Origin of the sequence: Salinispora fenicalii (assembly GCF_000514815.1) — a bacterium.
In the GTDB taxonomy this organism is placed as follows: Bacteria; Actinomycetota; Actinomycetes; order Mycobacteriales; family Micromonosporaceae; genus Micromonospora; species Micromonospora fenicalii.
Genome location: NZ_AZWQ01000038.1, coordinates 1 through 25,069 on the forward strand (window position 1 = coordinate 1; position 25,069 = coordinate 25,069).

General features: G+C 67.4%; 25 protein-coding genes. 11 read left to right on the forward strand and 14 right to left on the reverse strand.

The annotated features are described in order from the left end of the window. Positions 1-643: 643 nt before the first annotated feature. Entirely contained in the window at positions 644-2,491 is a 1,848-nt protein-coding gene (locus B116_RS0117410; RefSeq protein ID WP_018722206.1) for a 2-oxoacid:acceptor oxidoreductase subunit alpha, read from the forward strand. Beyond that, a complete protein-coding gene (locus tag B116_RS0117415) occupies positions 2,484-3,518 on the forward strand; it encodes a 2-oxoacid:ferredoxin oxidoreductase subunit beta (protein ID WP_027660804.1) in 1,035 nt (344 codons plus the stop codon). Before B116_RS0117410 ends, B116_RS0117415 begins: the two co-directional genes overlap by 8 nt. 151 nt (positions 3,519-3,669) lie before the next feature. Here B116_RS0117415 and B116_RS0117420 read toward each other — a convergent pair whose 3' ends face one another. Further along, a complete protein-coding gene (locus B116_RS0117420) occupies positions 3,670-4,689 on the reverse strand; it encodes a potassium channel family protein (RefSeq protein WP_018722208.1) in 1,020 nt (339 codons plus the stop codon). A gap of 162 nt (positions 4,690-4,851) precedes the next feature. On the opposite strand from B116_RS0117420, the gene B116_RS0117425 reads away from it, so the two are divergent. The 3 genes from B116_RS0117425 (at position 4,852) to B116_RS0117435 (ending at position 7,440) form a co-directional block, all read left to right on the forward strand. After that, positions 4,852-5,457: a helix-turn-helix domain-containing protein gene (locus B116_RS0117425; protein ID WP_027660805.1), complete on the forward strand. Its 606-nt coding sequence runs from the start codon at positions 4,852-4,854 to the stop codon at positions 5,455-5,457. A gap of 209 nt (positions 5,458-5,666) precedes the next feature. Next, positions 5,667-6,251, forward strand: coding sequence for a ClpP family protease (locus B116_RS0117430; protein ID WP_027660806.1), 585 nt, complete (start codon positions 5,667-5,669; stop codon positions 6,249-6,251). Positions 6,252-6,414: 163 nt separating this feature from the next. Beyond that, positions 6,415-7,440, forward strand: coding sequence for an AEC family transporter (locus B116_RS0117435; protein ID WP_018722211.1), 1,026 nt, complete (start codon positions 6,415-6,417; stop codon positions 7,438-7,440). Positions 7,441-7,497: 57 nt separating this feature from the next. On the opposite strand, the gene B116_RS0117440 is transcribed toward B116_RS0117435, so the two are convergent. The 6 genes from B116_RS0117440 to B116_RS0117465 form a co-directional block, all read right to left on the reverse strand. Next, positions 7,498-7,788, reverse strand: a complete 291-nt coding sequence (locus B116_RS0117440; RefSeq protein ID WP_026321719.1) for a putative quinol monooxygenase — start codon at positions 7,786-7,788, stop codon at positions 7,498-7,500. Between the two features lie 227 nt (positions 7,789-8,015). Then, entirely contained in the window at positions 8,016-8,306 is a 291-nt protein-coding gene (locus B116_RS0117445) for a putative quinol monooxygenase (RefSeq protein ID WP_026321720.1), read from the reverse strand. A gap of 269 nt (positions 8,307-8,575) precedes the next feature. Then, entirely contained in the window at positions 8,576-8,866 is a 291-nt protein-coding gene (locus B116_RS0117450) for a putative quinol monooxygenase (protein ID WP_027660807.1), read from the reverse strand. 208 nt (positions 8,867-9,074) lie between these two features. After that, the gene (locus B116_RS0117455) at positions 9,075-9,365 is read right to left on the reverse strand and encodes a putative quinol monooxygenase (RefSeq protein WP_027660808.1); all 291 of its coding nucleotides are present in this window, start codon (positions 9,363-9,365) and stop codon (positions 9,075-9,077) included. 143 nt (positions 9,366-9,508) lie between these two features. Next, the gene (locus B116_RS0117460) at positions 9,509-10,684 is read right to left on the reverse strand and encodes an alpha/beta fold hydrolase (RefSeq protein WP_082312833.1); all 1,176 of its coding nucleotides are present in this window, start codon (positions 10,682-10,684) and stop codon (positions 9,509-9,511) included. A 235-nt stretch (positions 10,685-10,919) separates the two neighbouring features. Next, a complete protein-coding gene (locus B116_RS0117465) occupies positions 10,920-11,624 on the reverse strand; it encodes a TetR/AcrR family transcriptional regulator (RefSeq protein ID WP_018722217.1) in 705 nt (234 codons plus the stop codon). Between the two features lie 110 nt (positions 11,625-11,734). On the opposite strand from B116_RS0117465, the gene B116_RS0117470 reads away from it, so the two are divergent. The 5 genes from B116_RS0117470 (at position 11,735) to B116_RS0117490 (ending at position 17,696) form a co-directional block, all read left to right on the forward strand. Next, positions 11,735-12,718, forward strand: coding sequence for an NAD(P)-dependent alcohol dehydrogenase (locus B116_RS0117470; protein ID WP_027660810.1), 984 nt, complete (start codon positions 11,735-11,737; stop codon positions 12,716-12,718). 35 nt (positions 12,719-12,753) lie between these two features. Further along, positions 12,754-14,544 (forward strand): glycoside hydrolase family 15 protein, encoded by a 1,791-nt coding sequence (locus tag B116_RS0117475; protein ID WP_027660811.1) that lies wholly within the window; start codon positions 12,754-12,756, stop codon positions 14,542-14,544. 114 nt (positions 14,545-14,658) lie between these two features. Beyond that, positions 14,659-15,438, forward strand: a complete 780-nt coding sequence (locus B116_RS0117480) for a glucose 1-dehydrogenase (RefSeq protein ID WP_026321722.1) — start codon at positions 14,659-14,661, stop codon at positions 15,436-15,438. Positions 15,439-15,531: 93 nt separating this feature from the next. Beyond that, positions 15,532-16,371 carry an SDR family oxidoreductase gene (locus B116_RS0117485; protein WP_027660812.1) on the forward strand — a complete coding sequence of 280 codons (840 nt, stop codon included), beginning with the start codon at positions 15,532-15,534 and terminating at the stop codon, positions 16,369-16,371. 53 nt (positions 16,372-16,424) lie between these two features. Next, the gene (locus B116_RS0117490) at positions 16,425-17,696 is read left to right on the forward strand and encodes an MFS transporter (RefSeq protein ID WP_082312834.1); all 1,272 of its coding nucleotides are present in this window, start codon (positions 16,425-16,427) and stop codon (positions 17,694-17,696) included. A 64-nt stretch (positions 17,697-17,760) separates the two neighbouring features. Here the strand turns inward: B116_RS0117490 and B116_RS0117495 are convergent, their stop codons facing one another. After that, entirely contained in the window at positions 17,761-18,672 is a 912-nt protein-coding gene (locus tag B116_RS0117495) for an SMP-30/gluconolactonase/LRE family protein (RefSeq protein ID WP_018722222.1), read from the reverse strand. Between the two features lie 96 nt (positions 18,673-18,768). Here B116_RS0117495 and B116_RS0117500 point away from each other — a divergent pair, with 96 nt between their 5' ends. Then, complete coding sequence (locus tag B116_RS0117500) at positions 18,769-19,224, forward strand: Lrp/AsnC family transcriptional regulator (protein ID WP_027660814.1); 456 nt, start codon at positions 18,769-18,771, stop codon at positions 19,222-19,224. Between the two features lie 65 nt (positions 19,225-19,289). On the opposite strand, the gene B116_RS0117505 is transcribed toward B116_RS0117500, so the two are convergent. The 6 genes from B116_RS0117505 to B116_RS28375 all read right to left on the reverse strand — a co-directional run bounded on the left by B116_RS0117505 (position 19,290) and on the right by B116_RS28375 (position 24,926). Further along, complete coding sequence (locus B116_RS0117505) at positions 19,290-20,597, reverse strand: MFS transporter (protein ID WP_027660815.1); 1,308 nt, start codon at positions 20,595-20,597, stop codon at positions 19,290-19,292. A gap of 130 nt (positions 20,598-20,727) precedes the next feature. Further along, positions 20,728-21,756, reverse strand: coding sequence for a hypothetical protein (locus tag B116_RS0117510; RefSeq protein WP_027660816.1), 1,029 nt, complete (start codon positions 21,754-21,756; stop codon positions 20,728-20,730). Between the two features lie 110 nt (positions 21,757-21,866). After that, positions 21,867-22,370, reverse strand: a complete 504-nt coding sequence (locus B116_RS0117515; RefSeq protein ID WP_027660817.1) for an S-ribosylhomocysteine lyase — start codon at positions 22,368-22,370, stop codon at positions 21,867-21,869. Between the two features lie 58 nt (positions 22,371-22,428). Continuing rightward, entirely contained in the window at positions 22,429-23,607 is a 1,179-nt protein-coding gene (locus B116_RS0117520; protein ID WP_027660818.1) for a UDP-N-acetylglucosamine--LPS N-acetylglucosamine transferase, read from the reverse strand. Beyond that, positions 23,604-24,458, reverse strand: a complete 855-nt coding sequence (locus B116_RS0117525; protein WP_027660819.1) for a polysaccharide deacetylase family protein — start codon at positions 24,456-24,458, stop codon at positions 23,604-23,606. Before B116_RS0117525 ends, B116_RS0117520 begins: the two co-directional genes overlap by 4 nt. A 9-nt stretch (positions 24,459-24,467) precedes the next feature. Then, positions 24,468-24,926, reverse strand: a complete 459-nt coding sequence (locus tag B116_RS28375; protein ID WP_082312835.1) for a flavin reductase — start codon at positions 24,924-24,926, stop codon at positions 24,468-24,470. Positions 24,927-25,069: the final 143 nt, after the last annotated feature.

Sequence of the window (25,069 nt, forward strand, 5' to 3'; positions counted from 1 at the left end):
GGGGGTGCTACTCGGGCGGCCCGGGGGATGTAACCACTGCCGGGCCCGGTGCATTCCGGGTCGGGCGAGCACCGGTGGTTCGGTGGTTCGGCGGGGGCGCTCGCGGCTGCCCTGCATGGTTACGCCAGGTATAACCATGGGCCCCCGTCGCCGATTCCCCGCTGACTGTGACCCAGACCACCCGACAAAACGTCGGATACCTCACATTCAGCCAAGCCGTATTCGCCCAAACCACTCAATTCGGCCAAGTCGCACCCCTTGGCAACGGCACTGGCGGCCGAGAAAGCCCTTCCGCCCCCGACCCCCTTGATCAACCACAGACTCCCGGAGCAGCCACAAGGGCGCCGGAGATCCGCAGCCGCCGGGCCAACGAAGCAATCGGGTGATCTGGATTACGACAGTGGGCCGAAAATAACAATGAAACGGTCATCTGAGCGCCAAATCGAGTCTCAGTCGACGGACCTCTCGAGCTGGCGAGGAGGTGATCCGACGTAGGCTCTCTGGTGAGAAACGACAGCAGGCCGGACAACCACACGAGGTGGGTCACGGCGGCGCGCCGAGGAGGCCATGTGACCGGGCAAGGCGAGGTCAGGAGCGAGTGCGGCAATCCGGGCGACCGCGCCGACCGAAGCGAGGTGCGGTCGTGACCAAGAAGATCCGCCAACTGGACCGCGTGGTCATCCGCTTCGCCGGAGACTCCGGCGACGGGATGCAGCTCACCGGTGATCGATTCACCTCCGAAACCGCCCAACTCGGCAACGACATCTCCACGCTGCCCAACTTCCCCGCGGAGATCCGCGCGCCCGCCGGGACGCTACCCGGGGTGTCGAGCTTCCAGGTGCACTTCGCCGACTACGACATTCTCACCCCCGGCGACTCGCCGAACGTCCTGGTCGCGATGAACCCGGCCGCGCTCAAGGCCAACCTCGCCGACCTGCCGCGGGGGGCCGACATCATCGTCAACACCGACGAATTCACCCGACGTAACCTGACCAAGGTCGGCTACCAGGCCAACCCACTCGAGGACGACTCACTCGCCGGCTACACCGTGCACCCGGTGGCGTTGACCTCGATGACCGTCGGCGCGCTCGCCGACCACGAGGTATCCAAGAAGGATGCCGAGCGAGCCAAGAACATGTTCGCGCTGGGCCTGTTGAGCTGGATGTACTCCCGGCCGTACGAGTCGACCCTACGGTTCCTGGAGCGTAAGTTCGCGACCCGGCCGGAGCTGGTCGGGGCCAACGTCGCGGCGTTCAAGGCGGGCTGGAACTTCGGCGAGACGACCGAGGACTTCGCGGTCCGGTACGAGGTCAAGCCGGCGAAGATGCACCCCGGGACCTACCGGAACATCACCGGAAACATGGCGCTGTCGCTCGGCCTGGTGGCCGCCGGAGTCCGCTCCGAGCTGTTGGTCTTCCTCGGTGCCTACCCGATCACCCCAGCGTCGGACATCCTGCACGAGCTGAGCAAGCACAAGCGCCACGGCGTACTCACCATGCAAGCTGAAGATGAGATCGCGGCGATCGGCGCGGCGCTGGGCGCCTCGTACGGCGGGGCGCTCGGCGTCACCACCACCAGCGGCCCCGGCGTCGCACTCAAGAGCGAGACCATCTCCCTCGCGGTGGCCCTGGAACTGCCGCTGGTCATCGTGGACGTGCAGCGGGCCGGACCATCGACCGGGATGCCGACCAAAACCGAGCAGGCCGACCTGAACATGGCCCTCTTCGGCCGACACGGCGAGGCTCCGGTGGCGGTGCTCGCACCGAAGTCCCCAGCCGACTGCTTCTACGCGGCGTTGGAGGCGGCCCGGATCGCGCTGACCTACCGCACGCCGGTGCTTCTCCTCTCCGACAACTACGTCGCCAACGGCTCCGAGCCGTGGCTACTCCCCGATGTCGAGTCCCTGCCCGACCTGCGAGTCGACTTCGCCACCCGGCCCAACGGCGAGGACGGCGCCACCTTCCTGCCGTACCTGCGGGACCCGGAGACCCTGGCCCGGCCCTGGGCTATCCCCGGCACGCCCGGCCTGGAGCACCGCATCGGCGGGCTGGAGAAGGCCGACAAGACCGGCGACATCTCGTACGACCCGGCCAACCACGACCTCATGGTGCGGACCCGCGCCGCCCGGATCGAGGCGATCCCGGTACCCGACCTTGAGGTCGAGGACCCGGACGGTGACGCGCAGGTGCTGGTGCTCGGCTGGGGATCCACGTACGGGCCGATCGGCGCAGCCTGCCGTGGCCTGCGCCAACGCGGGCTCTCCGTCGCGCAGGCGCACCTGCGGCACCTCGCCCCGATGCCGGCCAACCTCGGCGAGGTACTGCGCTCCTACGAGCGGGTAGTCATCCCCGAGATGAACCTCGGTCAGCTCGCCCACGTGATCCGCGCCCGGTACCTGGTCGACGCGATCGGCTACAACCAGGTGCACGGTCTGCCGTTCACGGCCAACGAGCTGGAGACGATGCTGGAAGAGGTCCTGAAGAATGTCTGAGCCCGTCGCCCTCAAGCTCACCGCAAAGGACTTCAAGTCCAACCAGGAGGTGCGGTGGTGCCCCGGCTGTGGTGACTACGCGATCCTCGCCGCCGTCCAGGGCTTCATGCCGGAGCTGAACATCCCCCGTGAGCGAATCGTCTTCGTCTCCGGTATCGGCTGCTCATCGCGCTTCCCGTACTACATGAACACGTACGGGATGCATTCGATCCACGGTCGCGCCCCAGCGATCGCCACCGGTCTCTCCACCACCCGCCCCGACCTCTCCGTCTGGGTGGTCACCGGAGACGGCGACGCGCTGTCAATCGGCGGCAACCACCTGATCCACGCGCTACGGCGGAACGTCAACCTGAAGATCCTGCTGTTCAACAACCGGATCTACGGCCTGACCAAGGGGCAGTACTCTCCCACCTCCGAGGTTGGCAAGATCACCAAGTCGACCCCGGTCGGCTCGGCGGACGCGCCGTTCAACCCGCTCTCGCTGGCGCTGGGCGCGGAGGCCACGTTCGTGGCCCGCACCATCGACTCGGACCGCAAGCACCTGCAGTCGGTGCTCCGGGCCGCCGCCGAGCACGAGGGCTCGGCCTTCGTGGAGATCTACCAGAACTGCAACATCTTCAACGACGGTGCCTTCGAACAGCTCAAGGGGCCCGCCACCCGGGATGACTCGCTGATCCGGCTGGAGCACGACCAGCCGATCACGTTCGGCCGGGACGGGCAGTTCTGCGTCGTACACCCGCCCGGAGGCTTCGGCCTGGAGGTCCGCGAGACCGCGGCCACCGCGGCGGAGGAGATCGTGGTCCACGACACCACCATCAACGACCCGGCGTACGCGTTCGCCCTGTCCCGGCTGCCGGATCTGGACCTGCGCAACACCCCGATCGGGGTGTTCCGTTCGGTGCGGCGGCCGTCGTACGACAGCGTGGTGCAGGAGCAGCTCGACGCCGCCCGGGCGACGGCGACCGAAACTCGGGAGCAGCAGTTCGCCGGCCTGTTGCACAGCGGCGACACCTGGACGATCGACTGAGCCGCGGGCTGGTGCCCCCACACGTCCGGTAGCGGGAATGGGTCGGTGCACGTAGGCCTGCGCCGGACAGCGGCGCAAGGCGGGGCGGCATGCAACGGCGCGTGGCAGGGCAGCGCGTATCGGCGCAAGGCCAGACATCGGTGCGCGGGGCTCAGGACATCGAGGTAGAGGTCCGACGGTCGTCGCGGACGTGCACGAGCATGTCACCGGTTTCGATGACCCCGCCGGCCCGATCGGCGAGGGTGACCACCTTGCCCCGCCGCACCAGCGCGATGACCAGGGCGTCCAGCTCGCGGGGAGAACGGCCGACCTCGTGCCGCTCGGCCGAACGCATCGCGAGCGCCATCCCCTGACCGGGCGTGAGCAGGTCCTCCACGACCTCGATCAGCGGCGGCGCGGAGGTGGAGAGACCCAGCAGCCGACCGGCGGTCGCCGACGAGACAATCACGTGATGGGCACCGCTCTGTTTGAGCAGCGGGGCGTTCTCCGCCTCCCGAGCCGCGGCGATGATCCGCACCTGTCCCGCGGTGAGCTGCCGGACGGTTAGCGCCACCAACACCGCAGCATCGTCACTGTCGGTCGCGATAATCACTGCCTTGGCGGTACGGATGTGTGCCTCGTTGAGGGTGGCCGAACGGGTCGCCGATCCCTCGATCGCCACCAAACCGGCCGAGGTGGCTTGCCGCAGGGCGGCGCCGCTGCGTTCGACCACCACGATCCTGGACTTGTCGAAACCATTCTCAAGCAGGGCGGAGATCGCGCTACGGCCCTTGGTCCCGTAGCCGCAGATGATGACGTGGTCCTTCACAGCTCTCCTCCACCGCGACAGGCGAAGGCCGGTCCGGTACTGCTCGGTCAGGACTTCCAGGGTGGTGCCGACCAGGATGATCAGAAAGATAACCCGGGCCGGGGTGATGTAGAGGACGTTGAGTAGGCGGGCCGACTCCGAGACCGGGGCGATGTCGCCGTACCCGGTGGTGGAGAGGGAAACCACCACGTAGTAGAAGCAGTCGAGGAGACTCAGCCCGTCCGAGTCGCGGTTGGCGTCTCGATAGCCGTCCCGGTCGAGCCACACCACGGCGACGCTGGCGAGGATGAGCCCGAGCGCCGCGGCCAACCGCAGACTCAACGCGCTCAGCGGATCGCGCCGTTGCGCCGGGAAATGGATCACCGTACGCCCCGTCCAAACTCCGCTGTCACCTGCACGCCCACAACATAACGGGTCCGGGGTAGCCCGCATGGAGAGGCGGCAGGGGATGACGCCACAACAGCCCCGACGGGCATGATGGGAGCTGTCCCCCTCGGACAACTGCCAACGAAAGCGAGGCGGAGCATGTCGTTGCTCAGACGAGTCATCGGCGGGGTGTTGCGCCGGCTACGGGTGCGGCAGGGCCGCACGCTGCGGGAGGTGGCAGCCGCCGCCGGGGTCTCCATGCCGTACCTATCCGAGGTGGAGCGGGGGCGTAAGGAGGCCTCGTCTGAGGTGCTCGCAGCGGTCTGCCGGGCGCTCGGGATCCGCCTCTCCGACCTGCTCGGGGAGGCTCGTGACGAGCTACGTCGCCTGGAGCGGCCGGAGCCGATGGGGTTCACCATCGGCGAGGTCAACCGAACGCCGAGTTCCCGCGTCGAGCCGGACCGGCAGCACCCGGTCCGGGCCGGGCGACCCGGAGGCGGCCCCACCTCCTGCGGCGGCAGCCAGGTGCACCTTCGGCTGGGCTCACCTGGGCTGCCCGTCGGCGGCGCGGGGCTGACGCCGATCGGGCCCGCGTTAACCGGCGGTCCGTCGGGAGGGGCCGGCCTACGAGTCTGGTTGATCGCTGCGGCGCCGGCTGACAGCCCCACCGCACGAAGCTCGTGGGGATCCCAGCGGCTCATCCGCGCACGCCGGCAACGGGCACGCCGGCAACGGGCCCACCACCGGCAACGGGCCCGGCGATAGCGGGCCCGGCAATAGCCCAACCGGACCGCCCCGAGCCGATCGATCTGCTCCGCCAATCCACCCTGGGGCACTTTTGCCCTCGACCGATCTGCTCTGAGCCGATCTGCTGCGGGCAGATCGGCTACCTCCTCCTGCACCGGCACGCGCACGCTGGACGGGCCGGCTCCCGGGCGGTCCTCCGCCCACCGATGCGCAGGAGGTAGCACCAAATGATCAAGATGCTGGACGATGGGCAGCAAGGCTTCGGCGGCCAGGTCTTCGAGCGGCTGTTGAAGGAACGGATCGTCTTCCTCGGCACCGAGGTGACCGACGAGTCGGCCAACCGGGTCTGTGCCCAGATCCTGCTGCTAGCCGCCGAGGACCCGGACCGAGATATCAAGCTCTACATCAACTCGCCCGGCGGCTCGGTGAGCGCGGGGCTGGCCGTCTACGACACGATCCGGTTTGTCCGTAATGACGTGGCAACACTGGCGTTAGGTATGGCCGGCTCGATGGGGCAGTTCCTCCTCTGCGCCGGGACGGCAGGCAAACGGTACGCGCTGCCCCACTCGTGGATCCTCATGCACCAGCCTTCCGGCGGGATGGGGGGCACCGCTGCCGACATCCGGATCCAGGCGGAGAACCTCCTGCACGTCAAGAAGACGATGCAGGGGCTGATCGCCCAGCACAGCGGCCGGACGCTGGCGGAGATCCAGCGGGACTGGGACCGGGACCGCTGGTTCACCCCGGAGCAAGCCCGCGAGTACGGCCTCATCGACCACGTCATCATGCAGGCGGCGGAGCTCGCGCGCTGAGCTACCGGCCCTGGCTCGGGCTGCAGCCGGCGGATACTGTCCTCCACTCGCCGATTGGCGCCGGCCCGTGTCCCCTTGATAGCAACGGAGCCTCCGCCGGGACCACGGGACGCCTCTTGCCGACCGAATCGGGCCGGCCAGATCTGCTGGAGGCCCGAAACCGTTGGAAGCGCTCACCGTCTTCGGAAGGCTCGTGCCGGTGGCGTTGGCTATCGGCGGTGGCGTGTGGTTCGCCCGGCGGAGCGTCGTCAGCGCGGCGAGTTCGAAGGCGTTCGCGGACTTCGCCTTCCTCTTCGCCGTGCCGTGCTACCTGTTCACCAACATCTACCGCAGCGACCTGGGCACCCTGTTCGCCTGGCCCGCTCTCGCGGGCTACGCGGTCACGGCGGGGATCGTCATGGCCGTGGTCGGGGTGCTGGCCGGGCTGACCACGACCCACGAGCCGCGACAGCTCGCATTGCGGATCATGGCGGCGGTCCAGGTCAACACCGCATACTTCGCGGTACCCGTGTTCATCATGCTCTTTGGCGACGCTGCGCCGGTCTTTCCGGTCCTGCTGTTCCAGGTATGTGTCCTCTCCCTGGTCGTCCTGGCCATCATGGAGCTGCATGGAGCGCCGGTTGAGGCCGTACCGGCCTCGGCTGGGGTCGGTGGGCCAGGACCGACGCATCCAGCCGGTAGGCCACCAGCGCCGCCTCAACTCCGGAGCCGGCGCGGTCGAGTGGGTCGGGCGGTGTGGGGTTCCCTCACCACCCCGGTCGTCCTGGCGTGCAACGCCGGCCTCCTGCTCAACCTGCTGGCCTTCCGAGTGCCGGAGCCGCTGCTCGACGGATTCGACTTCGTCGGTGCCGCGGCCGCGCCGATCGCGCTCTTCGCTCTGGGCCTGCACCTGGGCGGCAGCGGGATCAGCTTCCGTCACACCACCGGCGAGGAGATCTGGCTGATCGCCGTCAAGTGCCTGCTGTTCCCGTTCGCGGTCTGGCTGGCCGCCGAGCACGTCTTCGGTATACACGGCCCCTGGCTGACCTATCTCGTCCTCATCGCGGCGATGCCGGCGCCACAGAACCTGTTCATCGTCGCGCAGCGCTACGGCGTTGACGTAGCGATGTCGGCCGCCCTGGTGGTGAAGAGCTCGGTCGCGGCGCTACTGCTGCTGCCACTCTGGATCCACTGGACGCAAGCGGGGTGACCTCACTCCCCCCGACCACCCCTGCACGGCGTGCGGAGCTACCCGGCCAACGTTTCGTCACTCAATCTGAGTCATGTCCGTAAAATTGTACTCATCGATCTTCCCAGCGGTCGCATCCATATACTCCTGCAGGTGCGCAGCGCCCTTGTGCACCTCCCAGATCTCGCGGGACTCCCAGTTCTCGTAAAGAAAGAAGTGGGCCGGGTCATTATTGTCCTGATGCAGGTCGAAGTTTATGCACCCCTTCTCCGCACGAGTCAACGGGATAAGCTTCTTCAACTCAGCTTTGACCAGGTCCACCTGGCCCGACTTGGCGTGAACGTTGGCAACAATGGTCAAGCGTGACATGCGGAGCTCCTGGTCAACCTGATCGCCCATGTGAACTTCGTCAGACTAATGGACAGGTCCACACCAGGCCCCGCAAACCGCCAAATGAGGGCGCGACATGAACAGGCGGTGGTCGCCCTGGGCTGCCGCCGGAGCGCCGAGCCGGACGCACCGGCGACGCCCCCTCCTGCAGGAGATCACCGTCGGGCTACTCACCCAAACGGTCAGCCTCCCCGCTGATGGTCGAGTCAGTCAATCTGCGTCATCTCGGTGATAGTCCATTCATCAACCTTGCCGGCGGTCGCATCCATGTACTCCTGCAGGTGCGCAACGCCCTTACGAGCCTCCCAAATCTCGCGGGACTCCCAGTTCTCATGAAGAATGAAGTGAGCTGGGTCGTTGTTGTCCTGATGCAGGTCGAAGTTAATGCACCCCTTCTCCGCACGAGTCAACGGGATAACTTTCTTCAACTCGGCTTTGACCAGGTCCACATGATCCGGCTTCGCGTGAACATGGGCAACAACCGTCAAACGTGACATGCGACGCACTCCAATCAACTGATCATCCACCCTAGCGAACGCCCTCAAACTAGCGGAGAACCAACACCAAGACCGGCAAACCAGCAGGTGAGGGCTCGAGGTTGATTCGAGAGTCGCCACCCTGGGCCGCCGCCGGAGCGCCGACCCGGGATCCACCGGAGGCACCCCTCCCGGCCACCGGCCGGAAACACCCGAAGTCAGCGACCCGACTACGGTCAATCAAGAAATCCTTCCGCACCGCCCGCTGCCACACCTTCACCGCTGATTCGTCACTCGATCTGGGTCATGTCCGTGAAATTCGATTCGGCAATCTTGCCGGCGGTCGCAGCCATGTACTCCTGCAGGTGCGCAACACCCTTGTGGGCCTCCCAGATCTCGCGGGACTCCCAGTTCTCATAAAGAAAGAAGTGAGCCGGGTCATTGTTGTCCTGATGCAGGTCGAAGTTAATGCACCCCTTCTCCGCACGAGTCAACGGGACCAGCTTCTTCAACTCGGCTTCGACCAGGTCCACCTGGTCCGACCTGGCGTGAACGTGAGCAACAATGGTCAGGCGTGACATGTAAACTCCTGGAAGCCTGGTCACCCTTTGCGGAACTTCCTCAGATTAGTGGAGGAGCCAACACTAAGCCCAGTAAATCGCCAAATGAGGGCGGGTTGATCAGGCAGTCGTCGCCCTGGGCCACAACCGGAGTGCCGACCTGGATCCACCGGGGGCGCCCCTCCTCCCTACCTGGCGGGACATACCCGATCCAACAACCCAAACACCGTCAATCAATGTGGGTCATCTCATTGAGGATGAAATCGTCTACCTTGCCGGCGGTCGCCGCTCCGTACGCCTGCAGGTGCGGGGCCTTCATGTGCGCCTGCCAGAGGTCACGAGACTCCCAGTTCTCGTAGAAAACAAAATGAGCTGGATTACTGTTGTCCTGGTGCAGGTCATAGTTGATGCACCCCTTCTCTTCCCGAGTGATCGGGATGAGCTTCTTCAGCTCCGCCTTCACCAGGTCCACCTGGTCCGGCTTGGCGTGAATATTGGCAACAATAGTCAGGCGTGGCATGTGGCACTCCTGTCGCCTCGTCGTTCATTTGTGGGAGCTTCTTCACGCTAGCGGAGGAGCCCACACCAAGCCCAGCAAGTCGCCAGATGCAGGTTCGCGAAGTTGATCAGGTGGTTCCAGGGTGGGGTGGGGCGTACCCGTCCTCACGATCGGGTCACGGCCGCATGGACGGACTTCACCGCCTCGACCACCACCGATGGAACTTCGTCCTGCACCCAGTGGCCGTGGGTACTGTCCCGCCACTGACCGACGACGGCGTTAGGGTTCCACTCCGACAGAAACCGCTCCAGCGGATACCAGTAGGCCGCGCCGGTCTCGTCGTCGACACAGTTGGTCCGGGTGGTGACCTCCTCGGTCTCCGGGTGATAGCCGGGCCGGCAGAGCTCCCGGTCGCCGCCGAGGATCGCCAGGTCAACCTTGTACGGCCCGAAGGCCGTGTCGTCGCCGAAGGCGAAGAAGACCGGCTTCGACCGCAGCACGGCCAACTCCCGGTCGAGTTGATCGAGGAAGGCGCCGTCCGCGATGGTCGCCGTGGCGGAGATGTGCACGGGCTGGGTCACCTCCGGGTAGCGCAGCTCATGCGGGGGCTCCAGGGTGAGGTAGGGCCCCCACATCGCGTCCCGCAGCTCCGCGTACTCCGTTGATCCTTCCACTGCGTTGCGTTCGGCGACTCCGATCGCACCGCGGCGGATGAGCTCGCCCTGCGTGTAGAACTCCGGTTCCAGCTGCGCATGGCGCCCACGGTCGTGCACCGCGTGCATGAATCCGGTCTGCCCCTGTTCGATGTGGTCGAGTCGCCAGGCCCAGGTGTTCATCAGCACGAGCCCACGCACCTTCTCCGGGGTGGCGACTCCGGCGGCCAGTCCGATGGGTCCACCCCAGTCCTGGAGCACCAGGTAGAGATCTTCCAGGGCCAGGTCGGCGATGAAGTCCCGCAGCACCGTCGTGTGCGAACTCGGCAGGTAGTCGAATTCGCTCACCCTCGGCTTGTCAGAAAGACCGAAACCGAGGTGGTCGGTGAGGATCACCCGGAAGCCAGCCGCACTCAACGGGTCGACGATTTTCCGATAGATCATGCTCCAGGTGCCATTCCCGTGGACGGCCAGAACGGTGCCCTTGGGCGGTTGTCCCACCGCTGGCGGCACATCCACATAGTGGTATGCAAACCCGCGCCACTCGTAGACCTTTGACTGGAACGGATAGACGCCCTCCGCCACTGGAAACGGCCGCTCCCATTCCGGGGTGGCCCTGCTGTCCCGCTGCGGAACGCCGCCGGCGGCGACTGCCAGGGCGGCGAGGGCCAGCACCACCGACACCACGAGGAGACGAACAGAGAGTTTCCTCGACCTACCGCTCACAGCAATCTCCCCAATCCAACCCGAGCCGGTCGGGGAGCAGCACGATCTCAGCACGCCGGCCGACGAACCACTCCCGTTGTTCCGAGCCTAGGAACGCGGGGCGGGCCAGGAAATACGGCGTACCAGCCAGTCTCCACTGGGGGCAGCCCTACCCGAATCGGTGGCACAATAGGGTCTGCCGGCCGCGACGGGCGCTTCAGCCAGTCGATGTCCAGCCTTGCTGATGCAGTCGCTCGATGCCGTCCAGCAACAGGTCCAGAGCGAACTCGAACTCGAACTGGTCGTCGCAGCCACGCCCCACCACCGAGGCATCATCGTGGGACGCCACCACGGCGATCTCCGCAAGGTTTGGGAATCGGTCGGCGAACTGCGCTGGTAGGGCCGCCGGTGGCTCCGGACTGGTCGCGCCGGTCCGGCCGGCGTTCCGTGCAGCGTCGAAGAGTTCCTGGCTGAAGCCCAGGGTGCGGCTGCCCATCGCGTGCATCACGTGGTGGGCAAGGTCAACGGAGAAGCCACCGCCTCGGAACGTCCCGACCATCGAGTCGAGGTAGGCGAGGATGGCTGGCGTCGGCGCCTGCTGCGACTCAATGGCGAGGGACACCCAGGGGTGACGCTGCAGCACCCGCCGCGCGGAGAGAATTCGCTCCCGGACCGCGTGCTTCCAGTCAACGTCGGCCACCGGCGGGTCGATCTCGTCGATGACCACATCGATCATGCCGGCGACCAGCTCGTCCTTGTTGGCCACGTGCTTGTAGAGAGCCATCGGCACGACACCCAGGTCCTGGGCAAGGTTGCGCATGCTGAGGGAGTCGATCCCGGCCTCGTCAGCGAGCGCGACAGCGGCCCGCAGGACTCGCTCTCTACTCAGCGGCGTTCGGCGCACCTCGGTCTGCTCAGCCATCTCGTTTCCTCGTCTCCAGCGGCGCTGGAAACCATAACCGCCTTGACGAGTGTACGGCGTACACCTAGCCTGTTCTGACACCAGCGTACGCCGTACACCTTGGAGTGGGAATGAAAGCGATCGTGCAAGACCGCTACGGGCCACCGGAGTCCCTCACCCTCGCGGAGGTTGACCGACCGGCGCCCGCCGCAAACGAGGTGCTGGTGCGGGTGGAAGCCGCAGCCCTCAACGCCTACGACTGGCATGTGCTGCGTGGCGATCCGCGGATGGCACGGTTGGCCCTGGGCCGGTCAAAGCCCCGAGCCCGCATCCGTGGCCGCGACTTCGCCGGCGTGGTGGAATCCGTCGGCGAGAACGTTCAGCAGTTCCGTCCCGGCGATGCGGTCTTCGGTGATCTCGGCGACGCCAACGGTGCCTTCGCCGAGTACGTCCGCGTACCCGAAACCCTGATCGCACCGAAGCCGGCGAACCTGACGCCGCAGCAGGCCGCCGCCCTGCCGCTCGCCGGCGTCACCGCACTCATGGGGCTGGCTGACCTCGGGCAGGTCGAGCCCGGCCACCGCGTCCTGATCAACGGTGCCTCCGGCGGTGTCGGCACCCTCGCCGTGCAGCTGGCCAAGGCGCTCGGCGCGACCGTCACCGCGGTGTGCAGTACCCGGAACGCCGACCTGGTCCGCTCCCTCGGCGCCGACCAGGTCGTTGACTACACCCGGAGCGACTTCACCCACGACCCCCACCCGCACGATGTCGTGTTCGACCTGGTCGGCAACCGCTCACTCACCGCACTCCGGCGAGGGCTGACCCCCGCCGGGACGCTGATCCTCTCCGGCGGCGGGGTCTACCGCGGCGGCAGCCTCGTCGGACCGATCTGGCTCATCATCCGCGGACGACTGCTGGCGCCCTTCGTCCGACACCGCATCGCCGTTCTCACCACCGCGCCCAGCCGGAAGCACCTCGACGTGCTCCGTGACCACGCCGAGGCCGGCGACCTCACCCCGGTCATCGACCGGAGCTACCCGCTGCACGAGGTACCGCAAGCACTTCGGTACCTCGAAGGCGAGCACGCGCGGGCGAAAGTAGTGATCACCATCTGAGGCGTAACAGGCGCCATCGCGGGTAGAAGCCAGGTGTGGCGGAGATCAGTGACTATGCGTTCCTGGGCGACTGCCAAGGCGCGGCGTTGGTGTCGGCGGACGGTTCGGTGGACTGGTGGTGTCCACCCCGGTTCGACGGGCCAAGCGTCTTCGCGCGACTACTCGGCTCCGCTGGCGGCCACTGGTGGATCCGACCGCACGGGCAGTACACGACGAGCCGCTGCTACCTCGACGGCACGATGGTCGTCCAGACCGACTTTCATACCCAGGACGGGGTGCTGCGGCTGACCGACGCGCTCAGCCTCGGCGTCGGAGAACGCGGTCACCAGATCGGCCTCCGCTCGCCACACGTCCTCCTGCGCCGGGTCGACGCAATCGCCGGCCCGGCACAGGTAGCGATCGAGGTAGCGGCCCGCCCCGAGTACGGCCTGGTCAGCCCCACCGTCTCCGACGCCACGACGGGGATCAAGATCTCCGGTGGTGCCGATCGACTGACCCTTACCAGCGACCACGACCTGACCATCGACGGCTCTGTGGTGACCGGAGAGTTCAGCCTCGCCGAGGGGGAGAGCGCGGTTTTCGCGCTGCACCACCGACGGGCCACCGACCCGCCGACGGTTCCCCTCGACGCGCGGGCGGCGCTGCGGGACACCATCGCCGCCTGGCGGTCCTGGGACCGCATCCACCAGGGCTACCAGGGGCCGTACCGGGAGCAGGTCCGACGCAGTGCCCTCGTGCTGCAGGCGCTGACCTACCAGCCCACCGGGGCCGTGATCGCCGCCCCCACCACCTCCCTGCCCGAGGAGGTCGGTGGCGAGGCGAACTGGGACTACCGCTTCGGCTGGCTCCGCGACGGCGCCTTCACCCTGAAGGCGCTCTGGGTCGCCGCCTGCCCGGACGAGGCACACCGGTTCTTCGACTGGATGGCCGAGTCGGTGGGCTCGGTGGAGGCGGAGGACCATGTCCCGATCATGTTCGGCCCCGGCGGCGAGCGTGATCTCACCGAGCACACCCTCGAGCACCTTGAGGGCTACCGGGACAGCCGCCCGGTACGGGTCGGCAACGACGCCTGGCTACAGAAGCAGCTCGACGTCATCGGCGAGGTCATCGAGTGCGCCTGGGTCCTGCGGGACCAGCTCACCGAGCTGTCGCCCGCCGCCGCCAGCCTGCTCCGCTCCCTGGCCGACCGGGCCGCGGACACCTGGCGGGAGCGGGATGCCGGAATCTGGGAGGGACGCGAGGGCCAGCGGCACTACCTGACCTCGAAGGTGATGTGCTGGCTGGCTCTCGACCGGGCCGTCAAGCTCGCCGGACTTCTGGATGCCGAAACGAAGGTCCCGCAGTGGTCGGAAGCGATGGCGCAGGTCCGCGCGGCGATCCTGGACGAGGGGTGGAACAGCTCGAGCAAGGCGTTCACCGGTGCGTTCGGCTCCGACCACCTGGATGCGGGAGTCCTGGTCATGCCCATCCTCGGGTTCCTCCCCGCCGACGACGAAAAGATCCTGGCCACGGTGGACGCCATCGAACGGGACCTGGTCCAGGACGGCCTGGTGCAACGCTGGACCCGGGCCGGAGACGAGGGCGCCTTCATCATCTGCTCGTACTGGCTGGTCCAGGCCCTGGCCCTGGCCGGGCGCCTCGACCGGGCCCGACAGGTCTTCGAGACGGTCACCGCTCGGGCGAACGATCTCGGCCTGCTCGCCGAGGAGATCGATCGACGCGACGGGCGCCTGATCGGCAACTTTCCCCAGGCGTTGTCCCACATCGGTCTGATCAACGCCGCCTGGACCATCGGCCAGGCCGAGGCCGCAGGCAACAGGAAGTAGGAGGCCAGCCGTACCCCTCGGTTGGGGCGCAGGAGAGCAGATACCTGCTTCGGCGAGCACGGCGGCGGCCGACGCCCGTCGAAGTTTGTGGCAGTCGAGGAAAGGAGCACGTTGATGAGCGGACGATTGATGGGCAAAACCGCCTTGATCACCGGCTCGGACTCCGGCATCGGGCAGGCCACCGCGATCGAGTTCGGCCGGGAGGGCGCCGACGTGGTGGTGCACTACCTGCATGACCATGCGGGGGCGAGCCACACCAAGGCGGAAATTGAGCGGGCCGGTCGGCGTGCCGTGGTGGTGCAGGGCGACATCAGCGTCGAGCACCAGGTCGAGGCGATGTTCGACGAGGCCTTGGCGAAGTTCGGAGAGCTGGACATCCTGATGAACGATGCCGGGGTGGACGCTTCCGGCATCCCGGTCGCCGATCTGGACACCGAGACCTGGGACCGCGCCATCCGCACCAACCTGTACGGGATGTTCTTCTGCTGTCGGCGGTTCGTCCGGCACCGCCGCGACCACGGCGGACACGGAAAGATCATCAACATCACCTCTATCCACCAGGAGGTGGCCCGGGCCGGCGGTGCCGACTACGACGCCAGCAAGGGCGGCATGCTGGAGCTGGCCAAGAGCATCGCGCTGGAGGTCGCCCCGATACACATGAACGTCAACAACATCGGGCCGGGCATGGTGCTCACTCCGTTCAACCAACGCGCGATCGACGACCCGCAGTACCTCGAAGAGCAGGTGCAGTCGATCCCGTGGAAGCGGGCCGCCCAGCCGGAGGAGATCGCGAAGCTCGCCGTCTTCCTGGCCAGTGACGACGCGAACTACGTCACCGGGTCGACCTACTTCATGGACGGTGGCCTCATGCAGAACCAGGGACAGGGCGCGTAGGGCGCGCTCCGACGCGTGGGAACGGTTGACCTCAACCCAGGTTGAGGTTTTACCGTCGTTCCACCGCGTTCGGAGCGGTCCTGGAGGAAACCCATGTTCTTGGTTACCGGCGCGACCGGCAACGTCGGGCGGCGGGTGGTGGCGCGGCTGATCGCCGCAGGTCACGATGTCCGCGCCATCGTCCGCGACCCGAGCCGGGCAGAACTTCCGGCGGGGGTAGCGGCGGTCACCGCCGACCTGGCTGATCCCGCTACCCTCCGTCCGCACCTGGACGGGATCCGGGCCGTGTTCCTGATCTGGCCCTACGTTGACCCTGCCGTTACCGTTGCACTCGCTCCGGCTCTCGCGGACGTGCTGGCCAGCGCCGGATCCCCCCGAGTGGTGTTCCTGTCGGCCGCCTCCGTCGAAGCCGACCCGAACTCGTGCTGGGCGGTGGTGGAGCGCGCCCTCATCGAACGCGATCTCCCCGGAACGGTGCTGCGCCCCACCGGCTTCGCCACGAACACGCTGGGCTGGGCCGACGCTATTCGCGCTGAGGGGGTCGTACGCTGGCCGCACGGCGCCGCGGCCCGCTCCCTGATCCACGAGGACGACATCGCCGCGGTGGCCGTCGAGGCGCTGACCAGTGACCAGCACGACCGGCGGACCTACGTACTGACCGGCCCGGAGACGGTCACCCAAGCCGAGCAGGTACGCCTCATCGGTGCGGCGATCGGACGCGACGTGCGCTGGGAGGATGTCCCCCCGCAGGCCATCCGCCCGATGCTGGCCGAGGCGATGGGGAGTCCGGCCTTCGCAGAGATGGCGTTGGCCGCCTGGGCGTCGATGGTGGAGAAACCGGAGCAGGTGACCGACGATGTCTCGGTGATACTGGGACGGCCTGCGCGGACCTTCGCCCGGTGGGCCGCCGACCACGCCGCGGACTTCGCCTGAACCGTCCGGGACCGAGTTCGACGCCTGGGTCGATGTCTTTCCGGAAAACTGGAATGGTAGACAGGATTCGAATCCCCTTTCTTTCCGCGTATCGCCCTGTCCTCACCGACAAACGGTACTCCAGACTGATCTCCGCTTCAGCCGTTTCCTTCCTTGGCGACGGGATGGCACTTGTCGGAATACCCTGGTTGGCGATACAGCTGGCGAAGCCGGATCAAGGGGGAGTTGTCGCTGGGCTGTCGTTGGCGGCGTATACGCTGCCCGGCGCCCTTGGAGCTCTGGCGCTAGGCCGGTGGTTCGGCGGCTTGAGCGCACAGAAGTTGGTTGTCGCCAGCACCGGCCTGCGAGCTCTCGGGCTGGCTACGATTGCCATACTGGCAGCCACCGACCGACTTAACGCCTTTTCCTACATTGCCCTCCTCGCCGCTTCGTCTCTCTTTTCGGCTTGGGGGAACGCAGGTCTGTACGCTATTGTCAGTCAGTTGTTCGCCGACGGTCGTCAACTTCCCGCCAATGCCCTGCTGAGCGTATCCCAGCAGATCAGCATCATCATCGGCCCGGCAATTGCTGGGATGATCTTGCTGCAACTGAACGGCTCGGCAATCCTCGCAGTCAATGCTGGCTCATACCTGATTCTTCTCACCACAGTCGCGCACCTGAAGCTTCCGCAACAACTGGCGGCCACTCGGCGGACTGGCGTCATGGCCGGCTTCCGGATACTCGCGCAGCGACCCCAACTCGCTTCCCTGTTGCTGATCACGGCCGTCTTCTTCTTCCTGTACGGTCCGGTCGAGATTGGTCTTCCGCTCTATGTGGCCGGTAACTTGGCTGGTAGCGGCCAGCTACTCGGAGCATTCTGGACCGCGTTCGGTGTCGGCGCAGTGATTGGCGGCTTCGCAGGTGGCGCCTTGGCCCGCGCGCCTAGATGGCCGGCCGTAATCGCCATCATCTTCGGCTGGGGTCTGACCCTACTTCCGTTTGGCATGACCGACAGCACTTCAGCGACCATGACTTCGTTCGCCCTCGGCGGACTGATCTACGGCCCATTTCCAGCGTTCACTATTTCTCTTTTCCAGCAGGCCGCAGATGCTTCTGAACTTACGTCTGTCCTGGCCGCCCGGTCAGCCGTCACCACCACGGCAACACCTTTGGGTGCGGCGCTCGGCGGCCCACTGGTCACACTTTGGGGTGCCGCAGACACATTACTGTATTCCGGCATTGCCACGATCACGCTCGCGGCACTCGTCACCGCATCGATGCTACTCCTTAACAGATCAACCCTACGCGGAGAGGTCAAGGATCTGCCTCGAGAGGTCAAGTTGTGATGACTCCTGGTGCGACTGGGACAACCGCCGCGGGTAATCCGGGCGGCCCGGGCGACCGGGCGTTTCACTCCGGGTAGCGGGCACCGTTGAAGGTGACTCGCAGCGCGTACACCGAACGGCCGGCGGTGATGTAGAGCTGGTTGCGTTTCGGTCCGCCGAAGGTGAGATTGGCGGCGGGCTCGGGCAGGAGCAACTTCCCGATGAGGCTGCCATCGGGAGCGAAGCAGTGCACGCCGTCCCAGGCCGCAGCCCAGACCCGACCGGCGTCATCGATGCGCAGCCCGTCGAAGCGCCCGTAGTCACACTCGGCGAAGATCTTGCCGCCGCTGAGGGTGTCGTCGGCGGTGACGTCGAAGACCCGGATGTGGCTGGGTTCCTGTCGGGTGTCGACGATGAACAGCCGCTGTTCGTCCGGGGAGAACGCCAGACCGTTGGGGCGGAAGAAGTCGTCCGCGACCACCCGCAGGTCCCCGGTGCGAGGGTCGAGCCGAAACACGTAGCACGAGCCGCCGAACTCGGGCTCGGCCCGGTTGCCCTCGTAGTCGCTGTTGATGCCGTAGATCGGGTCGGTGAACCAGATCGTGCCGTCGGATCGGACCACCACGTCGTTGGGGCTGTTGAGCCGCTTGCCGGTGTAGCGATCTGCCAGCACGGTGATCGTTCCGTCGTGCTCGGTGCGGGTTACCCGCCGGTTTCCCTGCTCGCAGGTGATCAGCCGGCCCTGCCGGTCGATCGTGTTGCCGTTGGCGTAGCCCGAGGGCTGGCGGAACACCCCGACCGCGCCGGTGGTCTCGTCCCAGCGCAGCAGCCGATCGTTGGGAATGTCGCTCCACACCAGGTAGCGCCCCGCGGCGAAGTAAACCGGACCTTCCGACTTCCGCGCGTCGCCGTGCAGGACCTCCAGGACGAAGTCACCGTCGAGGTCCCGGAAACGCTCGTCCAGCAACCGGAACTCAGCAGGGACTGTGTCAGGCATATCGGCCTCCTAGCCAGATGATGTTCTGCAGCATAGCCTGCCCTCCGAATCTGATATGGTCAAGTTGTTCATCTTCAGAGTCCCGATGGGTGTTCGATGCTTGACGATATTGACCGCGTCCTGGTGACCCGCCTGCAGCAGGACGCAACCCAGTCCTACGCGGCCCTCGGCGCGGCCGTTGACCTGTCCGCCGGTTCGGCGCACGAACGCGTACGCAAGCTGCGCGAGCGGGGCGTGATCCGGCGTACCACCGTTGACGTTGATCCGGCCGCGGTTGGCCGGGGCGTGCTCGCCTACGTGCTGCTCGGCGCCGACGCGTGGATGGGGGACGCGGCCACCCGGGACGAGCTCACGGCCATACCCGAGATCCAGGAGGCGCACATCATCGCCGGTACGGCGAGCGTGCTGGTGAAGGTTCGCACCGCCACCACCGAGGACCTGCAAGCCCTCCTGAAACGCCTCTTCGCCATCGACGGAGTCACCAGCACCCAGACCATCGTCGTCCTGGAGTCGTTCTTCGAACGGCCGATCAGCGTTGACCCGGCTCGCTGAGCGCAGACCCGACCTTCAGCCAACGCACCGCGGCAGACCGGCCTCCGGCGCGGAGCCAACGGCGTTCACACCTGCTGCTCCGCATCCCGCTCGGCGGCGTCAATCGCACTGTCGGTGACCCAGAACAAGCCGATGATCATGCTGAGTGCCAGCACACCCATGACCGCGAAGACCGCGCGCAGGCCGAGCCACTCCGCCAGCAGACCGCCGGTGAGCGCACCGAGGGGCATGCCGCCCCAGGCCAGCAGCCGGTAGCCGCTGTTGACCCGACCGAGCAGCCGGTCGGGGGTGATCCGTTGGCGAAGCGAGATCGTGATGACGTTCCAGGTGGCGACCAGAATCCCGCCCCCGAAGTAGACGGCGCCCACCACGAACGGGTTGACGCTCAACGCCGGCACGCCGACAAGCACGGCGGCGGCGACCGCTGCCACGCCGAGTGCGGTGGAACGACCCAGCCGCCGCTCCACCGCCCCCGCGACCAACGACCCGAGCACAATGCCGACAGCCAAGGTCGCGAGCAGAATTCCGTACCCCGGTTCGGTGAGCCCCATCGCCGAGTCGGGGCCGACCGCGTAGAGCACCAGCACCGCGAGGGCCGCGCTCATGGTGAAGTTGCTGACGCCCACCATCACCGCCATGGTGCGCAGCAGCTGGTGCCGCCAGAGAAACCGGAGGCCTTCCGCGATGTCCCGGCGCAAGCTGGTCGACGTGTCCCGGGTGACCTGGAAGCGGCCACGGATGAGAAGCAACACCGCGGCCGCGACCACCCACAGCCCCGCCGGCCCCGCCACCGCCAACGCCACGCCGGTGGAGACCAGGAACCCCGCCAGTGGTGGGCCGACGAACTGGTTGGCCGTCAACTCGACCGCGTTCAGCCGTCCGTTGGCGCGCGGTAGCGCGTCCCGCGACACCACCTGCGGCAAGATCGACTGAGCCGAGGTGTCATAGAGCGTCTCGGCGACGCCGGCGCCGAACGCCACCGCGTAGAGCAGCCAGATCGACGCCACGTCCAGGGCCGCGGCCAGCGCCATCGCCCCGAACAACACCGCGCGCACCGTGTTGGCGGCCACCATCACCCGACGGCGGTCCAGCCGATCGGCCAACGCGCCCGCCGGCAACGCGACCAGCAGCCACGGCAGACTGAACGCCATCGCCACCCCGGCCACCAGCACCGGCGAATCCGTGAAGCTGACCGCGACCAGCGGCAGCGCGAGCTTGACGATCCCGTCGGCGAGGTTCGACGCGGCGGACGCGGACCACAGCTGCCAGAACGGGGTGCCCAGCTTCTCGGCGTCCCGACGCGGGGCAGGCAGGTGGCGGTCCGGGCCAGGCCTCGTCCGTTCATCCGGGCGGGCGAGATCGTCAATCGTCACCCGGGGATGCTCTCAGAACGGGCACATAGTTCGCCGCCCCAATATGCAGCCTAACCACACCACCGGAGGACGGGCGAGTGCGCGGGCCCGGCCGAGCCGTACCGTGGAGGTGGCGGTGAGCGAGACGGGCCTACTCGAAGGTCACCCGGAGCTGACGCAGCAGGCCACCGTAGTCCTCGTCGTCGTCCCCGATGAAGATCGGAAGTGAGCCGTCGACCAGTCCCACGCCTTCGACCTTGAGGCCCGAGCTTCGCGCCAGTTGCTGGGGCGGCTCGACCGGACGCAGCCACGCGCCGATGCGTCCCCCCTCCCGGACCGTCGCCGCGCGGTACACCGCGCTGTCAAAGGGGCCGAGGTCACCCGGGTCGTACGCGGACGAGACGAAGATGTTGCCCCACCGGTCGATGTCCATCCCGGAGGCGGGTCGTCCCCCCGGTGGTTCGAGCGCCGTGAAGGGAACCGAGGTCCAGCGCCGACCGAACCGGATCTCGCCGTCCTCGTACACCTTCAGGCGGGTCATGTTGATGAAGGTGGTGTCCCGGCCCTCCGCCCGCTCGGCGTAGACGAAGTAGTCCTCTCCGCGGATCGTCGCCACGGCCGTCGCCTCAACATTCACCAGCGGCTCGGGCGTCTCGGGCCACGGCACCGCGCTCACGATCTCGACGTTGAGGTCCCGGTCCCACCGGGCGAGATAGATCGTGGGGTCGGGGTCGTCGCCGTCGGCGTTGCTCTCCGCCAGCAGGGCCGCGTTCCGGCCGGGCAGCCGGGCGATGCTCTCGAGGTCATTCGGCACACTGCGACCGGGAAAATCGACATCGAGCTCGTCAACGACGATCCCGTTCGGATCGATGGGCGTACGCACGATCGAGAGTCGCGGCAGGTCGCGCTCCGCATCGTTGTCCCGGGTGTCGTGGCAGACCAGGAAGACCTCCTGCACCACCCCGTCATTCTCCTCGGTGGTGAGCCAGGCGATGCCGCTGAACTCGCGGGGCGCGCGGATCTTGAGCCGCTCGGCCGAGGAAGCGTCAACCGCGTCCCGGGCCGATAGGCTGTCCGCCCCGTGGGGGAGCTGTGCCGAGCCCGGCGTGGCGGGCGCAAGCAGGCTCAGCCCGGTGGCGACCGGCAGCAGCCCGCAGGCGATGAACCGACGGCGAATCATTCGTCCCCCTCCACCCGGCGGGCACGACCGCCGGGCCCGCTAGGGACAAAAGTAAAATTGTTCTCGCCTTCCCGTGGGGGTTCCTCCCCCGTTACCACCTTGGTGTCGGCTCACTGGCCCGCTGCGAGTTCCCGCAGGTCCGCCGCGCTCACCTCATGGGCGTCCGGGCCCGGATCCCCCCACTGGTCCCGCTTCGCGAGCAGCTGTACGGCGAGTTCCCGAACCCCCGCCAGCGAGTGATGCTCGGCCCAGCCGCACTGGAGTACGTTCGCGAGCGGCACCTCATCGGCGTCTTCGATGGTGCGCAGCCCGGCCGCGATGACCTCGGCCAGCTCGTCGAAGCTCCACGGGCCAACCGTCCACACGTACAGGCCGGTCATGCAACCCATCGGCGCGACGTTCATGATCGTAGGGTGATGCTGGCGTACGTAGGTGCCGAGAAAGTGTTCGAGTGAGTGCATGACCGGGCTCGGTATCTGCGACACGTTCGGCTGCGCCACCCGGAAGTCCCAGAGCGCGACCGGCTGGCTCGTGCCGGGCACCGTCTGCTCGTTGACGATCCGCAGGTAGGGCGGCACCACGTAGCGATGATCCAAATCGTGTGACTGCGGCATGGTCAGAACTCCTGGATCTCGAAGGCGGACTCGCCCCCAGCCTAGGAAGAATCCACCCTTATTCTGACCGTTTCTGGTCACACCGGTCGCCGCTCCGGACCACCTCCGAGATCAAGCTGGCCATGTCCGTAGCACTACCGGCGGGAAGAGCCGGGCTGGCCTCCGCACCGGTCAGCTCAGTCAGCGCCGGCGCCAGCTCGGCCGCGGTGGTGACATAGGTGGTGAGCCCAGCCTCGGCGAGTAGCTGCGCGTTGGCCCGACCATGCCCGGAAATCGGCCGGTAGGTGACGGTGGGGAGCCCACCGGCCAACGACTGCTGGCAGGTGAGCCCGCCGGCGTTCTCCACCACCACATCAACCGCCCGCATCAGGGTGGGCATGTCCTCAACCCAGCCCAGGACATGTCCGGGGAAGGTACGCAGGCGCTGGCGGAGCCGGACGTTACGCCCACACGCCACGACCGGGGTGACGCAGCCGGCGCCGAGCACATCCCGCGCGGTACGGGCCACGTCGCCCACCCCCCAGGAGCCGGCGACGATCAACGCCAGCCGCTCCTGCTCGGGCAGGCCGAAACGAGCCCGAGCCGTACGCTGGCAGGCCGTTGCCGAGGACGAGAACTCGGCGGAGATCAGCGGATTGACCACCCGAACATCGGTTGCCCCGCGCGCCGCCGCCTGCCGCTGTGTCCCGTCGTGAATGACGCAGTAGGTGTCGACGCCTGGCGAAATCCAGATCGGGTGGACGACGAAATCAGTGACGTAGCTGAGCACCGGCACGGTGAGCTGCCCCGTCCCGCGCATCGGGCCGAGTAGCTGGTTGGCGAACGGGTGCGTCGTCACCACCAGGCAGGTGTCCGCCGATATCCGCGACAGCATCCGCGGTACGGCCGCCCGCAGCGCGGCCCGGAACCCCCGGACCATCAGCGACGACCGGTCGGTGAACCGGAAGAGCGCGTCGTAGCTCCAGGGAAACCGCTGGAGCATGGTGCGATAGCCCTCCCGAACGAGACGGTGCAGCGGCCGGGGCAGGGCCGTAAAGAAGTTGAGCTGCTCCACGACGACTCCGTCGCCGGCGAGCCGGGCGGCGAGTTCGGCGGCGGCGGCGTCGTGGCCCGCGCCGATGTCGGCGGAGACGACCAGGATCCGCAGCCGGTCCGGGCCGCCGCCGGGGTCGTCACGACCGGCACCTGCCGGGGACGTACCGGCGCGCGGACTTCTCCCGCCCGGCCGTGGCTTCACCGGTTGCGGTTACCCACCCGGTACGTCGCCATGCCCCGGTCGTGCCCGGACCGGCCTGCGCCACGTCCCGGGCTCCCGCCGGCCTCGGTCTCCTCGTGTGCGCCGAGCGTCCCGATTGTCAGCTCCCGCTCCTGGGCCCAGCGCACGAGACGAGGCAGGACCGCCAAGGCACCGCGCCAGGCACCCGGGCTGGACGCATGATCCGAATCGTGCAGCAACAGCGTGCCGCCACCGTCGAGGTCTTTCACGATGGTTTCCCAGATCGAGGCCGGAGACCGGGTCGCGTCCCAGTCGCGCCCCCAGGCAGTCCAGAGGCGGGGGGTCAGGCCCAGCCGCCGGCACGCCAGCAGCGCCGGCATCGTCAACACCCCGTACGGCGGCCGGTACCACAACGGCGCGGCTCCGGTGACCGCCGCGACGGCATCCCGAGCGCGGGCAATATCGGCGTAGGTCGCGGCACGCGACCGGCACAGCAGGTTCCGGTGCTCCCATCCGTGCACCGCGAGCTCATGCCCGGCCGCCGTCATCTCCCGACCGAGTCCCGGATCGCGGTCGAGCAGCGTGCCGAGCAGAAAGAAGGTCGCCCGTACGTCGGCACGCTCCAACGCTCGCAGAAACCGGGCGGTGGAGGCACGGCTCGGCCCGTCGTCGAAGGTCAACGCGATCCGGCTGGTCGCACCCACCCCCGCCAGCCGGGGCCAGCACCGGCGCCGCAACGCTCCGCTGGCGGTGACCACCGGCAGCGCGTGCAGCACCGCCCCGCCCGCGACGACGGCGGCCGTCCCCGCCAACCAACGCCGAAGTTCGGGCCCCCCGACCCGGACGCCAACTGCCCCGACGCCACCTGCCACGGCGTGCCGTTACCCGCTTCGGACTCCGCTACCCCGCTTCGGAGGAGTACGACTCCCGTCTGGGCGGCCTTGCGGTGATCGTCGTAGGTGGGCCAGCCAGCCGTCGGCCCAGTCGAGGCGCGGGCAGCCTTTGTTCACGCATCGTGGGCAGGTTCGTCCTCCCCAGTGGCTACGGATGATCATTTCGATTCCGCGAAACACCAGGTCCAGGTCCAGGTCTCCCGGTTCGGAGGCGCTGGTTGTGGGGTGGTCGGGTTCCGCCCGCCAGCACCAGTTGACAAATCTTTCCCTGAGGTCGGGTCTGGTGCCGTTGAGTCGGGATAGCTGATCTGATGCCTCGGCCAGGAGCTTGTCCTGGTGGGCCAGTAGTGCTGACCTCCTGCCGCGATACTCGGCCAGCAACGCGAGCCGCGCGGGTTGGCAGGGCCAGTCGGCGCCGCAGGCCCGGCACCGCCACAGCGGGCGCATGGGGTCGTGTGCGCGGATCATGGTCGGTTCCCGCCCGCGTGGTCACGTAGGCAGCGTTTGAGGTCACCACACCGGGGGCACCAACTGCCCGAGCGGCTTTTGGTCACCAGGCCCAGAATCACGCCAACGGCGAGCCCAACGAC

Excerpts from the sequence above, each read along its gene's own strand:
- B116_RS0117465 (WP_018722217.1), bottom strand. The coding sequence starts at position 11,624 with ATGGCTGAGCAGACCGAGGTGCGCCGAACGCCGCTGAGTAGAGAGCGA.
- B116_RS0117500 (WP_027660814.1), top strand. The coding sequence starts at position 18,769 with ATGCTTGACGATATTGACCGCGTCCTGGTGACCCGCCTGCAGCAGGAC.
- B116_RS28375 (WP_082312835.1), bottom strand. The coding sequence starts at position 24,926 with ATGCGCCCGCTGTGGCGGTGCCGGGCCTGCGGCGCCGACTGGCCCTGC.
- B116_RS0117425 (WP_027660805.1), top strand. The coding sequence starts at position 4,852 with ATGTCGTTGCTCAGACGAGTCATCGGCGGGGTGTTGCGCCGGCTACGG.
- B116_RS0117470 (WP_027660810.1), top strand. The coding sequence starts at position 11,735 with ATGAAAGCGATCGTGCAAGACCGCTACGGGCCACCGGAGTCCCTCACC.
- B116_RS0117495 (WP_018722222.1), bottom strand. The coding sequence starts at position 18,672 with ATGCCTGACACAGTCCCTGCTGAGTTCCGGTTGCTGGACGAGCGTTTC.
- B116_RS0117445 (WP_026321720.1), bottom strand. The coding sequence starts at position 8,306 with ATGTCACGTTTGACGGTTGTTGCCCATGTTCACGCGAAGCCGGATCAT.
- B116_RS0117485 (WP_027660812.1), top strand. The coding sequence starts at position 15,532 with ATGTTCTTGGTTACCGGCGCGACCGGCAACGTCGGGCGGCGGGTGGTG.
- B116_RS0117510 (WP_027660816.1), bottom strand. The coding sequence starts at position 21,756 with ATGATTCGCCGTCGGTTCATCGCCTGCGGGCTGCTGCCGGTCGCCACC.
- B116_RS0117490 (WP_082312834.1), top strand. The coding sequence starts at position 16,425 with ATGGTAGACAGGATTCGAATCCCCTTTCTTTCCGCGTATCGCCCTGTC.
- B116_RS0117450 (WP_027660807.1), bottom strand. The coding sequence starts at position 8,866 with ATGTCACGCCTGACCATTGTTGCTCACGTTCACGCCAGGTCGGACCAG.
- B116_RS0117430 (WP_027660806.1), top strand. The coding sequence starts at position 5,667 with ATGATCAAGATGCTGGACGATGGGCAGCAAGGCTTCGGCGGCCAGGTC.
- B116_RS0117480 (WP_026321722.1), top strand. The coding sequence starts at position 14,659 with ATGAGCGGACGATTGATGGGCAAAACCGCCTTGATCACCGGCTCGGAC.
- B116_RS0117415 (WP_027660804.1), top strand. The coding sequence starts at position 2,484 with ATGTCTGAGCCCGTCGCCCTCAAGCTCACCGCAAAGGACTTCAAGTCC.
- B116_RS0117515 (WP_027660817.1), bottom strand. The coding sequence starts at position 22,370 with ATGCCGCAGTCACACGATTTGGATCATCGCTACGTGGTGCCGCCCTAC.
- B116_RS0117440 (WP_026321719.1), bottom strand. The coding sequence starts at position 7,788 with ATGTCACGCTTGACCATTGTTGCCAACGTTCACGCCAAGTCGGGCCAG.
- B116_RS0117455 (WP_027660808.1), bottom strand. The coding sequence starts at position 9,365 with ATGCCACGCCTGACTATTGTTGCCAATATTCACGCCAAGCCGGACCAG.